This window comes from Scytonema sp. PCC 10023 (assembly GCF_963920835.1).
GTDB lineage: Bacteria > Cyanobacteriota > Cyanobacteriia > Cyanobacteriales > Nostocaceae > Kalymmatonema.
Genome location: NZ_CAWUDP010000011.1, coordinates 19,675 through 34,017 on the forward strand (window position 1 = coordinate 19,675; position 14,343 = coordinate 34,017).

A 14,343-nucleotide genomic window follows, 5' to 3' on the forward strand; every position below is an offset into this window, starting at 1 on the left:
TTGAATGAGTTTTAATAATCATGAAAAAGGTGTCATCTTAATCGTCGATGACACTCCCACCAATTTACAAATGCTGTTTGATTTTTTAGAAGATTCAGGCTTGAATGTTGTGGTGGCTGAAGATGGGGAAAGTGCGATTGAAATGGCGGAATACGCCCCACCTGATCTTATCTTGTTAGATGTACTCATGCCGGAAATGGACGGTTTTGAAACTTGCCGTCGCTTGAAAACGAATGAAATCACTCAAGATATTCCTGTCATTTTCTTGACTGCCCTAAGCGATAAGGTGGATAAAGTTAAAGGATTAAAACTTGGGGCAGTTGACTATATCACCAAGCCGTTAGAGCATGAAGAAGTTTTAGCTCGGGTAAACATCCACCTGCGCCTGCAAAACCTAACGAAAAGACTCACAGAGCAAAATCAGCGTTTGGAGGTGGAAGTTTCTGAGCGTAAGCAAATAGAGGAAGAACTGCAATGCCAAAAAGATGAATTAGCCAACTGGAAAAATCGCTATGAAGCACTCATTCAGGCAAGTGGTCAGATAATCTACGACTGGAATCCTTATACCAATGATGTCACCTATGGCGGCAACTTAGAGCGGATATTAGGCTACTCCCCAGAGGAGATGTCAGGAGGTTTAAACCAGTGGTTAGAACTCATTCACCCTGAAGATAGAAACCCCTTTCAGCAAGAGAATAACCGCCTTTTATCTACAAAAAAGCCATTTCATTTGTCATACCGTCTTTGTCGCCAAGATGGCAATTATATCACAGTTGAGGACAAAGGGTACTTTTTTTTAGACAGTGCAGGCAATGTTGCTCAGATGGCTGGCTTTGTTATTGATATCACCGAGCGTAAACGAGCAGAAGAAGAGCGTGAGCAAGCTTTTCAAGCGCTTCAAGAAAGTGAAGCCCGCTTTAGACGCTTGGTTGAATCTAATATTATTGGGATTATTTTGACAGAGTTGAACGGCAAAATTACAGAAGCCAACGATGCCTTTTTGCAGATGGTGGGATATGAACGGGAAGAACTGCTAAAAGGAAAATTGTATTGGGATAAAATGACTCCAGCAGAATATAGCAGTTTGGATGAAAGGGCGATCACAGAATTAGCCTGTTCTGGAGTTTGTACTCCTTTCGAGAAGGAGTTCATTCGCAAAGATGGTAGCCGTCTTCCTGTTGTGATTGGTGGTGCGCTTCTGGAAGAGTCTCAAAAGAGCATGGTTGGTTTTGTCCTCGATATGACAGAACGCAAGCAAGCAGAACAGAAAATCCGCGAACAAGCGGAGCTGCTTGATATCACGGCAGATGCAATTATTGTACGACACTTGGATCACCAAATCCGATTTTGGAACCAAGGGGCTGAACGTCTGTACGGATGGAAGGCACAAGAAGTGCTCAGCAAAAATGTCAATGAGCTTTTATATCAACAGGAAAGCTTATCTCAACTGCCTAACATTCAGACAAGTTTAGCTGAAAGTGGCTCTTGGCAGGGTGAGTTACATCAACTTACAAAAGAAGGCAAGAAAATTATCGTTGCTAGCCGATGGACTTTAGTGCGCGATGAAGATGGGCAACCGAAATCCATTCTTACGGTTAACACTGACATTACAGAGAAAAAACAACTCGAAGCTCAGTTTCTCCGGGTTCAGCGCTTAGAGAGTATCGGTACCTTGGCAAGCGGTATCGCTCATGACCTCAACAATGCGCTCACACCTATGCTGCTGAGTGTACAACTTTTAGAAAGAAAACTTTTGGATGAGCAGAGTCAGCAGTGGCTTTCAATACTTACAACAAATATAAAACGTGGAGCAACTTTGGTCAAACAAGTGCTGTCATTCGCACGCGGACTTGAAGGTGAGCGTACATCCCTACAGGTAGAGCATATAATCTCAGAAATTGAGCGTATTACTAAACAGACATTTCCCAAAGCCATTGAAGTCCGCACCGATGCAACAGCGCAAAATCTTTGGACTATCACAAGCAATACTACTCAACTGCACCAAGTTCTGATGAATCTCTGCATTAATGCTCGTGATGCTATGCCTAATGGCGGTATCCTGGAAATTTCTGCGAAAAATCTTTGGATTGATAGTCATTATGCCCGAATGAATATTGAAGCTAAGGTGGGTCCCTACGTTGTCATAACAGTATCTGATACGGGAGTTGGGATTAATAGAGAAATCATTGAGCGAATTTTTGAACCATTTTTCACAACAAAAGAAGTGGGCAAAGGTACAGGTCTTGGTCTTTCAACAGTCATGGGCATTGTTAAAAGCCACGGCGGTTTTGTCAACGTCGTTAGTGAAGTCGGAAAGGGAACAAAATTTCAGGTGCACTTACCCGCAACGCCGACAACTCAAACAGATGGTTTAGTCACACCTGATCATAAATTACCGATTGGATTTGGAGAATTGATTCTTGTTGTTGATGACGAAGATTCAATTTGTGAGGTGACTAAAACAGTGTTGGAAAACTATGGCTACAAAGTTTTAGTTGCTAAGGATGGAATTGAGGCACTGGCGCTGTATACGCAACATCAGAAAAAAATTAGTGTTGTGTTAATTGATATGATGATGCCGTCTATGGATGGTTCAACTACCGTCAAAGTATTAAAAAGGATGAACCCACAGGTTAAAATTATTGCTGTTAGCGGACTTGTGACCTCTAAGATGGCTCAACTCCTTGGTAATAGTGTCAAAACCTTTATGTCAAAGCCCTACACGTCAGATGAGTTGTTGAAAAAGTTACAGTTCGTTCTCAACAGCAACTAAAATCGTGTCTCGTACTCAAATAGTAGACGGCTGTCGTCTGCTAAATTCGTTGAGCCTCGCACCAAAAGATCGTCATTAACTCTATATATGACGTTGTAATTGAAAGGCTCATTGGTCAAGAAAACCCGCGAGAGGGAAACAGAGAAATTCCTACTAATGTCAAACACACCTTCTGCTGCTAAGCCGAGAACTGAAGACGTCTCTCTTTGGTCGGAGTTCCTCGATGCTCGCGTGGTGACGGGGGAAGGATAGATGCGAAATTCACTAAAGCCGATCGCCTGTCCTATCGCAGTAATGCTTCCTTGCAAACTACCGAATATCGTAGAACCAGCGAGGGTGACAAGTCCAGTTGTTGCGTCTGATTGACCCAGCGAATTAATAATAGAACCGCCTAACAGGGAAATAATTTCTGCCTTACTGCGGCTAGGTTCGCTCGTCAGTTCTAGATTCTCAGCTAATTGACTGGCTGGTCCTGTTGCTCTGGCTTGAACACGAACAGTTCGTAAAGTACCAAAGCTGGTTGCAGAAACATCACTGATTTCGCTAGAAAAAGGAGATCTCAAAGTGCGATTAGCTGTTGCCCCTGTTGCCTCCGGTACAAGTGTTACAAGCCGGACATCTAGGACGGGGTCGAGTCCTCGACTGGGAGTAAACTCCGCAGTGTGTTCATAACCCCGATCTAAGGTAAACTGAGTTGTAAATAAGTTGACTCGCCCTCCTGTAAGACGAATGACTCCTTGGGGCAGAGGCTTCGCTAACGTACCATTAATAGTCAAATTGCCTTTTGCGTCAAAGGTGAGTAGAGACGGACTCAACTCGCCTCCTGGTACAAAGCCGCCGAGTATGGGCGCAGTGGAGACACGAACATTGTTACCTAGAATCAGCCTTAAACCATCAAACTCTATAGGTAAATTTGGTCGAGTCGCAGTAGCCGCTGCGTTATCTTGTGTACCTGGTTGTTCTAAGCCGAAAGTCGTTGTTGCGCCATCTGGTGTGCTAGTTCCTTGCGTATTTGTTGGTTGTGCGCCGAAAGTCGTTGTTGCGCCATCCGGTGTGCTAGTTCCTTGCGTATTTGTTGGTTGTGCCCTGAAAATAGTTGTTGCGTTATCTGTTGCGCTGTCCTTTTGTGTACCTGATGGTTTTGCACCAGCTGTATTGGATTGTCCAATCAACACCTGACCATCGTTGAGCTGAATCGTTCCACCAATATCAGGCGACAGCGCTGTTCCACCAATAACGACATCACCGCTGACACCTCCTTGATACAGCCCTTGAACATTCAAATCCAAATTATTTACCGATACGGTGAGGGGATTTGTTGCGGCTTCGGCTCGTGCTCCTTGACGTGCAAAAATGGGCAGGACTCCCGCAGCACTCACTGCACCCTTATTGTATTGCCCTTGAAGGCTCTCGACAGTCAGCGTATCGCCGTTAAATTGGAGTGTTCCTGTGACATTTGTCAAGGGGTCAGGTAAAGCTTGAGCCTGAAAAGTTGCATTATTAACTGTGGCGACTCCGTTGATAATCGGCTGGTTTAAAGTCCCTTGAACATCTACATTCACTTGCCCTTGACCATTCACCCAAGTGACTTGCTGATTGGTAAACAAGTTTAACAGCGCCAAGCCTTCATCCTGCACTCTGGCGTTGATGCTGATTTGATTGCTATCTGGTTGAACTGAAGCAAAAGGCAACCCAAAAGGTACGCTACCTGCAATCTGAACAGGCTGTGTCCCAGTCACCAACACGGTACTGCCAAAATTCAGACGAGCATTGTTATAATTGAAACTCACTTGCCCAGTCTGCACTGCTTGTTTGTTGATAGTACCATCCACCAGCGTCAGTTCACCGATCGCTCTGGGGTCTTTTAAATCACCACCTAGGGTGGCGACAGCATTCACATTCCCTGTGACATCGACTGGATATCTTTCTATAAAAGGCTGTAGAAGTGATAAAGGTAAACTTGCCACACGCAACTGTCCAGACAGTTGTTCAGTTCCTAACTGTCCTGTAAATGCCAGCGAACCTGGATTCAAATCTACACGCAACGGTAACAGTGTCACGACACCATTTGCAAAAGTGCCTCTAGCTATGACATCATTAATCGAGTAGTTACCCCATTGCCAGTTATTGCCCTGAAAATTAAAGCTGGCATTCAATCCTGACTTTAATGAGCCAGCCACTTCAATTCCTCCGCTAAGAGCACCCTGTAATTCTGCAAGTGTGGGTAAAGTCGTTGGTTCTTTTTGCTGTGCTTGTTCTTGTACGACTCGGGTTGCAATTTGTGAGAAATACTTTAGCTGTGTTAGCAAATCTGTATCTGGCAAACTCCGAGGCTGAGTTTGAAGAACCTCTGCTCCTGCCAAATCGGGACCCTGCAACCCTCCACCAAAATCCCCAAAATCAAAGACATTGAATGCTTGTAAAAGTCTGTCGATTCTGGTTTGGTCAAAATTAGCTTGGAATTGAAATTGCGGGTTGTTCCCTGTTTGCACATTTCCACTCAGGGCGATGCTGCTTTCTGCTATCCGCAATTGACCATTCGTTAAGCTAGCAGCACCATCGGCATAAGTAATGTTACCTCGAAATTCATCTGCTGTGACTCTACCAACGACAGGTTTGGCGATCGCCACTTCTCCAGCAGCTGCATAGTTATTGAGATTAACGACTAAATCGCCGGATGCTTGCCCTGCAAGAGGTTTTAACGTATTATTAGGAACAAACCCACTCAGAATAGCTACAGGAAAATCTCGCACGTTGACAAGCAAGTTTTCTCCTTCAGTTCTGCCAGTGGCAACTGCTTGATCACGTCGGAATAAAAATGAACTTGGGCGATTGTTTGCATCAATATTAACTGCAATTTCGTCTTGTCTACCTGCAAGTTGCAGTTGTCCACCTTGCCCGCCCTGATATTTTACATTCCCAGCTAATACCGGGTCAAACGCCAAACCACTGACATTCAAATTCTCTAGCCGGATGTTTCCCACAGCATTAGGAGTCGTTGGCGTACCTGTAACTTGTCCTGTGAAATTAAGTCGCCCCGCTAACGCTATGTTACCAGGAAGATTGGAACTCGCTTTTTGCAGGTTATAATTGCGTGCTTGCACATTGAGATTAAAACCACTGACTTGAGGTGTGCCAGTTTCTGGTACTTGGACTGCAACAACACCGTTAGCACTCAGTCCGGGGGAAGTTGCGTTTTGCAGAATAATCTGTTGTCCATTCCACTGAACTTGTGCTGTGATTGGTTGTGCAAGCAGTGATAACCCTTGTGATAAACCGACTTGTCCTGCGGCGCGAATATTTGAAAGCGCAAAAGATTCAGTCGTTCCTGCTAATTGCAAGTTGCTATTGAGTCGTCCTTGCAGTTGTTGAGAGAAACGGTTGAGTTGAACTTGGGAAACATTAGCAAGGGCTTGCCAGCGACCATTATCAAGGCTAATATTCCTAACGTTAACTGTACCTCCTGCCACATTACGCAGACTTGCCTGTCCTGAAGCTTGAATGGTTGACGGTTGGAACGAAGCAGTGGTTCCTGACAAATTCAACTGACTGCTTAAGACTCCCCCTTGAAGCTGGGGTGGTACCTGTGCAAAACGACTCAATTGTAGTTGATCGGCATTAACAAAAGCTTGCCAGCGACCTTGGGCAAGTTGACCCCTGCCTCTAATTGTACTGCCTGCCACTTTGACAACAGCATCTTGGAAGAGAACACTATTACCTTGTTGATTGACAACAACTTGTCCACTCGTGGGATACGTGGCTGTGGGTGCTGAAACCTGCGCGACTGTTTGCAAATTGCCAAGTGAGCCAAAAATCCTGGCGTTTGCCGATACATTACCAATTGTAATCGGAGGTGAAGTCTTGTAAGCTTTGGCAATAGCATCGCCTGGTAAATTCTGAGCTTGCACATTAAATGAAACTCTACCTTTGGGTGCAAGCTGAACTTGACCGTTTGCCGTGATTTGTCCTCCTACTTCTGGAGTCGCCTTCACGCTTGCAACATTGACTGTTAAAGGTTGCGCACCGAGTCTTCCAGAGACTGTGGCGTTAGCGGATACACCACCAATGTTGATGGGAACTGAAACGCCGTAACCTTGGGCGATCGCATTTGCTGGTATACCTTGAGCTTGAACATTTAACGCAACGTTACCTTGGGGGACAAGTTGAACTCGACCGTTTGCTGTGATTTGTCCTCCCGCTGGTGGTGTTGCTTGAACGCTAGATATGTTAAGCGTCAATGGCTGTGTACCGCCTCCAGGTGAACCAGAAACTTCGGCTTTGGCTGACACATTCCCAATACTTGTGGGGAGAGTCAAGCCGTAAGCACTAGCAAGTGCATCTGCTGACACACCTTCGGCTTGCAGATTAAACTTCACTCCACCTTGTTGAGGTTTAGATCCCAGTTGAATTTGACCGTTCCCTGTAATTTGCCCACCTGCTGCTGGGATTAATTGCAGGTTAGAAACGGTAATACCAGATGCGGCTTTAGATAGGCTTAACCGAAAGCCAGTACTAATACCATTAAATAAAACGCGGTCAACTTGAACAGGTTTGATGTTGCTTGCAGTTCCGCTGAGAATGGGTTGTTGAATTGCTCCTTGCAACTGAATTTTTGATTGTACTTCTCCAGCAACCGGAACTGGCAATTTCACATTCAGCGTGTCTAAAAGATTTTTGGCACTAACCGCCTTTACCTGAGCGGAAATATTGTAACCTGTTTGGAGATTGAGAGATCCATTTGCCAGAACGGGAACTGTGCCATAGTTTGTAGTTAGACTTTCAATACCAACTGTCTGACCCTGGAAAGTTAATTTGCCAATGGAATTGATAAACTTTTGGGGAACGTTTTGAATTTGAGCAGTGACTTTATTGGCGATCGCCGTTCCATTAATCGCAATTTCTTGCTTATTGGGTTCTTGCTGATCTGGCTGTAATTGAACCCCTAAGTCAGCATCTACACGACCTGATTGCAAAGCAATTGGTAGCTCAATTAATCGACTAACATTGGCTGCTTCCAGATTTTGCGCTTGCAGCTTGACGTTAGTTTGTAGTGTTTTCAGTTGTGTCTCACCAACTATTTTGACTGTTCCTCCCGTGGTTGGTTGAGCACCGAGATCATAGCCAATTCCTTGATTTTGAGACAGAATTCGCGCTGTACCATTTACCTGATCTAACGCAACTGAACCTTTGGGTTTATTTGGTGTCGGATTTGGCACCAACACCACATCTCCATTCTGAAGCCGTATTGTCTGCAACTCAGTTTGGATAATACCTTTTCCATCTCCCGTCTTAAGTTGAGTTGTTACCCAGCGTCCCTGTTTATCTTGTTCAAGATATACATCAGGCTCAACTAAAGTAACATTTAATGCCAATGTCCGGTTAAAAAGGAGCCGCAAAGGCGAAAACTGTACATCCACAGCTTTTGCTGCAACTCTATCTGGATCATTGGGAGTTGCTGGTACCGATAACGCTCCGAATCTCAAACTAGAAAGCGAAAATCGCTCAACTGCCCCTAATTTTACTGGTCTTCCAAGCAACTGCTGAAGATTGTTCTCCACCAATGGTGCTAAATCTTTATAAACATAGTTCCTAGCCCACCAAACACCACCTGCAATTCCAGCTAGCAAAATCACTCCCACAGCAAGACTAGTACGTCCTAAGAGGAGAAGCCACAGACGACGGTTAGAAGGCTCCTGTTCATTTCCTGACTTTGGAGAGCGCGTCATAAGTCGTTACCAGTACTGTACTTTAGAGCAGTGAGATGAGCGGGTGAGTGTTTGAAAAAGCAAGTCAAAAGCTATGATTCCAAGTTGTGACTCCAAAACAACACAGAACTATGTTACTGGAAAGTGTTCTTTGTTGGAACTAGATTCATAACTTCTGATCAACGTGACAGCTTAACTGTCAATTGCATTAACACTGAAAATGACTATAGCGAGAAGACAGGGTTAAATGGTGTAAATTCCGTGGAGAAATTCAGATTATTAGAATAAATATCACTTAAGAAGTATTTTGACAGTACCAAAAGGAATATTTTTGAGTACTCAGTGATTACTTAAATAAAAATTCTTTTGATTTTGTACGTAGTATAAAAAAGTATTGAAGAGTTAGAAAAAATTTATTTTATTTTGATTACGGAAAAGTTTAAAAAATTGGTATCCGTTCAAGGAGTTATATCAGCGACGCAACTGAAGACCGCTGCGCGCTAGATTAGACAGTGGCTATAAAGGAAGTAGCTGTAATTCCAATTGTGCAATTAGGCGTTCGGTTTCCTGGATTTCTTTGTTGCGGTTCGTGGCGATCGCCCCGGGCGTCAATCCCATGCCACAAGAAAAGTTGGATATTTTTTAAGAAAGGAAGTCCCTAAGCCATTCGCAGAAACGGATTCGTGATTCCTGAAGTTATATGAAGTCCGCTTAATTACTTATAATTCCTGCTTGACCTCACCCCAACCCTCTGGGCGATTTCGGAGAGGGTGCCGTGCCTCCTTCGGAGGAGCTTCGCTAACGGCGAAGCCGTTCCCGAACGCGAGTGCGTCTCCGACAGGAGAAGGGTAGGCTCTTGAGGTTCTTCGTTTTTTATAAGTGTTCATTCGGACATGATATTAGACTATTTCTGGTAAGACAGGACTCATGCAGAACTAGCAGTCAAAATCATAACTATGCGTTTGCATGCGATAGTTTCTTGAGATTTTTGCATAAGTTTTCAACAACGAGAAATAGATGTTAGCAGCAAGAAAAATCAAGAAGGAATGAAAAGCATGAAGCGTTTAATCCTAAATTACTTGAGCAGTTGTGTTGCTTTAACCATGCTGTCTGCGATTCCAGCCCATGCAAATCACATTCAGCCAGAAGCACTATCAGGAACTTACAATTGCTACTATATGTTCGGAATGTATGTTTATCCTAGCGAATTGGGAAAGATCCAACTTGATGGTCAAGGTACGTATTATTCCTCCTCTTATAGCGGAGGACGTTATGTGTTTTATCCATCAAATAATCACGTGCATTTCATTGATGGTCCAATAGCAGGTTTGGTCGCGGAGTATTCAGTAGATAATAAAGGTCGTACTGGGATTCATTTCTATATAAGAAATAATCCCAATGCAGGTTGGAATGTAGCCCAACGTTGCCCAAATGTAAACAATTAAACAATAAAGGGAGATTTGTTCTTACAGCGCTTTTCAAGTAAATAAACCACGGGGTAGGGGCGCATGAGTACACATTGGTGCCAACTTAACGTTCAAACCTTTATTCCACGTTGATTTAACCCCACCCCTTTATCCCCTCCCCTTGCTAAGGGGAGGGGAGGTTTTGGCGTAAGACAAAACCGGGGTGGGGTGAAGCGAGATTGTGGGCATTCAGGAGAGCATGATCTAGCGTAACAAGGGTTTTGGCTTAAGTTGACACCAATAGGCAATGCCGTGCCCCTACAAAAATCTGTGGTTCAATTAGCTGAATATAGCTGTAGACATTTTGCAAATGCACTATCCTTATCCTTTCTTACTCAGCTTCACGCCTCGCACTGCAAGAAGCAGGTTTCAACCAAGGACTATGAGGCATGACGACGGGCAGATTCGCTGTTAGAAAAATCTCCCCTTTGTCATTTTTCACCCAGCCAGTCGCTTCTACAATGGGTTCTGGTGGTTTAGTCGTAGTTTCTTTACTGACAGGAGATGCTGAGGAACCGCTTGCACTTGTTGCTTCCAGAGTCGCCAAGTTTAAATTTACGACTTGAGGTGTCAACATATCATAGGGACTTGGGCGCAAGCCTCCACGTCCGGTGATGACAAAGGAACCCCTTTGTTGCCTGCTATCGGGACGACAACTGGTGTCAATTTGCTGTGAGGCATCGACTAAATTGACGGGCAGTTCTACTAATCCCTGAGTCGGGTCAACATCGGGTCTGTTGATTTCTACAGAACCACTGAATTGCGGACCAAGGGCAGAACTGGCAGTGATATCACTAAATGGTGTGTCTTGCTGTCGAAACTGAATCCCAAAGATACCTTTAGTATTGATGTTTACCCGTCCGCCAAAGCTCTCTTGTGCATTAGCGCTGATGTCAGTATTTTCCTTTGGAACGGCAACTAAATTGTTGGTATTAATGGTGATATTGCCGCCAGTCGCTGTGCCAGTAGCATTGGTGGTGATGTTGCTACCACGACGCAACAGCAATAAATCACGAGGACGTAGGTTGATGTTTCCTTGTCCTGCTACAGTGTTAGAGCTGATGGTTGAGCGATCGCTCAAACGGATAGAGCGAGTATCAACTTCTATGTTGCCAGCAGTGCCTTTGCCAGCACTGCTAGCAGTGATTGCAGCACGGTCTTTAAGGGATAGTGTTGCAGCGTTGATGTTGATGTTGCCACCATTGCCCACACCTTCCCTTTCCACAGTGCTGAGGATGCCGCCATTGACAAGTTCAACCGCATTGAACGCACGCACCGACACATTGCCTGCATTCCCTTGTCCTAAAGTACTAACGGATAGTACAGCACCATCAGTTAAAGAGAAGGAGCCAGAGGAAATACTAATTTTCCCCCCATTGCCCGTCACCCCCGTTTGCACAACGCTGAAAATCGCACTGGGAAATTCGTTCTTTACGCCAGCAATCGTCACTGGTCCTGTGACATCAACTGTGACATTACCTGCATCCCCTCTTCCGGCTGGCAGATTGTTAAAAGCTTCAAGAACTGAGGTTTGTAGTTGAGCGCCCTCTTTGAGGGACATAGAAGCTGCATTAATGTTGATATTACCACCTTTGCCTACACCTCCTGCTTCCACAGTGCTGAAGATAACTACAGTGTTTGCAAGCTCAACCGAATCTGACGCTCGTACCGACACACTGCCTGCGTTCCCTTGACCACTGGTGCTGGCAGTTAGTTGAGCACCATCAGTTAAAGAGAAGGAACCAGAGGAAATACTAATGTTCCCCCCAGTGCCCGTTGCCCCTGTTCTCACCTTGCTGGAAATCTCACTGGCTTGTCCCTCCTTGATCCCAGCAATGGTCACATTCCCTGTGACATCAGCTGTGATATTCCCTGCATTCCCTTGTCCAAATGTACTGGCGGACAGTTGAGCGCCATCAGTTAAAGAGAAGGAACCAGAGGAGATAGCAATATTTCCCCCCTTGCCCGTTGCTCCCGTGCCCACTAAGGTGCGAATCCCACTGGGTTCTCCCTCCTTGATCCCAGCAATGGTCACATTCCCTGTGACATCAGCTGTAATATTCCCTGCATTCCCTTGTCCAAATGTGCTGGCGGACAGTTGAGCGCCATCAGTTAAAGAGAAGTCCCCAGAGGAGATAGCAATATTTCCCCCCTTGCCTATCGCTCCGGTTCCCACTAAGCTGAAAATCCCACTGGGGTTTCCCTCCTTGACTCCAGCAATGGTCACATTCCCTGCGACATCAACTGTGACATTGCCTGCATCTCCCCTTCCGGCTGGCAGGTTCCCAGAAGCTTCACGAACTAGGGTTAGCAGTTGAGCACCATTTTTGAGGGAGAGTGCTGCTGCCTTGATATTGATGTTGCCACCATTACCCACACCTCCTTCTCCCACAGCACTGAAGATGCCAGCAGTGTTTGCAAGCTCAATAGAATTGGACGCCCGCACCGACACGTTACCTGCATTCCCTTGTCCAAAAGTGCTGGCAACCACTTCAGCATCATCAGTTAAAGAGAAGGAACCAGAGGAAATACTAATGTTCCCCCCATTGCCCGTCGCTCCCCTTCTCACCTCGCTGGAAATCGCACTACGAATTGTGTCCTTTCTCCCAGCAATCGTTACAGAACCTGTGACATTAACTGTAACATTGCCTGCATTGCCCCTTCCAGCTGGCTGGTTGTTTCTAGCTTCACGAACTAGGGTTAGCAGTTGAGCACCATCTTTGAGTGAGAGTGTTGCAGCATTGATGTTAATGTTGCCACCATTGCCTACACCTCCCCTTTCCACAGTGCTAAAGATATACGCATTATTGACAAGCTCAACTGAATCGGACGCTCGCACCGACACGCTGCCTGCATTCCCTTGTCCCAAGATACTGGCACCCAGTACAGCACCATCAGTTAAAGAGAAGGAACCAGAGGAAATACTAATGTTCCCCCCATTGCCCGTTGCCCCCGTTCCCACGTCAGTGCTAATTCCACTGGGAAATCCGTTCTTTGTTCCGGTAATGGTCACAGGACCTGTAACATCAACTGTGACATTACCTGCATCCCCTCTTCCTGCTGGCACATTGTCAAAAGCTCCACGAACTATGCTTCGTAGTTGAGCGGAATCTTTGAGTGAAAGAGAAGCAGCGTTGATATTGATATTGCCACTTTTGCCCACACCTCCTTGTTCCACAGTGCTGAGAATTCTCCCATTGACAAGATCAACCGAATTGGACGCTCGCACCGACACGCTGCCTGCATTTCCTTGCCCTAAAGTGCTGGCAAGCACTTCAGCACCATCAGTTAAAGAGAAGGAGTCAGAGGAGACTGTAATATTTCCCCCATTGCCCACTGCTTGCGGGAAGACAACATTGAACACACCGCCGCTGCTTACCACTTTTATTTCCCCTGTGGCATCCAGCGTAATATCTCCTGCAACAGCACCTTCTGACCCCAGCCCTTGCCCTATTCCAGCCAGAAGGCTACTTTCTCCCGAAATATTTAAATTGCGAGCGTTGACTGCAATACTACCGCCCCCAGCAGCTGATACATTTACATTAGCTCCATTGGTGAGAGACACATCTGCACGGGTTGCGTTATCAGGAAAACTCAACAAGCTTAAATTGTTGCCATTCACCTCTAACCCGACTGTTCCAGGGGAAGCTAATCCTCCCAACTCGACGCGTCCACCGTAAGCCCTCAATCCTCCGCCATCCATCTTGATGTCGCCACCTACGAGCAACAAACTCCGCCCATCTGGAACACGTAAACCAGAAGAAATTCCCCCAGAGGGAGCTTGTCCTGCTGGTGCCACTGAGCTATTTTGAATAGATGCAGCTGCAATTTGGTTAAATAGTAAAGCAGAAGGATTGATTGTCAGCAAGGGTGAGGGAGCTTCAAGAGTGGAAGCGCTGAAAATGCCGTTATTCCCAAATTGAATCGCATTAGCCGTAGAGCCGACAAACGAACCGCCAATATTCAAACTGGCATTCGGTCCAAAAATGATTCCGTTGGGATTAATCAGAAATAGGTTAGCTGTACCGTTGGCGCGGATTAACCCATCAATGTTAGATATTGAACCACCCGTTACCCGACTGATGATGTTTTGAATATCTACGGCATTGTTAAAAGAAGCTGTAAAGTTAGTAGGGACAGAGAATTGCTGGAAACTATGAAACAGATTAGCCCCTGCTTGGGTTCCCCCTGTGATATTGAAAGTGCCGCTATCTAATGTGACGTTTGAATTATTTGGGAGAGTGCTGTCTGGGGTGATTTGAGCGAGTGAGCTATTTCCAGCAAAAGCGATCGCACCACATATAACAATTCCTAATCCTCGTTCCCACCACTGACGCACAGGTATCTCAAACATCGCACCCCCCAGTAAAAAGAAAATTAGGTAGAATCCTCAGTAGAT

Annotated in this window: 4 protein-coding genes; 2 read left to right on the top strand and 2 right to left on the bottom strand. The window is 45.5% G+C overall.

All coding sequences use genetic code 11. From position 1 onward, the window contains the following. Window positions 1-4 precede the first annotated feature (4 nt). Window positions 5-2,773, top strand: coding sequence for a PAS domain S-box protein (locus ACM0OZ_RS09065; RefSeq protein WP_414582463.1), 2,769 nt, complete (start codon window positions 5-7; stop codon window positions 2,771-2,773). Here ACM0OZ_RS09065 and ACM0OZ_RS09070 read toward each other — a convergent pair. Beyond that, window positions 2,770-8,499 (bottom strand): translocation/assembly module TamB domain-containing protein, encoded by a 5,730-nt coding sequence (locus ACM0OZ_RS09070; protein WP_414582465.1) that lies wholly within the window; start codon window positions 8,497-8,499, stop codon window positions 2,770-2,772. The two genes, ACM0OZ_RS09065 and ACM0OZ_RS09070, sit on opposite strands and share 4 nt — an antisense overlap. A gap of 1,034 nt (window positions 8,500-9,533) precedes the next feature. Here ACM0OZ_RS09070 and ACM0OZ_RS09075 point away from each other — a divergent pair. After that, window positions 9,534-9,923, top strand: a complete 390-nt coding sequence (locus ACM0OZ_RS09075) for a hypothetical protein (RefSeq protein WP_414582466.1) — start codon at window positions 9,534-9,536, stop codon at window positions 9,921-9,923. A 352-nt stretch (window positions 9,924-10,275) separates the two neighbouring features. Here ACM0OZ_RS09075 and ACM0OZ_RS09080 read toward each other — a convergent pair whose 3' ends face one another. After that, window positions 10,276-14,298: a filamentous hemagglutinin N-terminal domain-containing protein gene (locus ACM0OZ_RS09080; RefSeq protein WP_414582467.1), complete on the bottom strand. Its 4,023-nt coding sequence runs from the start codon at window positions 14,296-14,298 to the stop codon at window positions 10,276-10,278. Window positions 14,299-14,343: the final 45 nt, after the last annotated feature.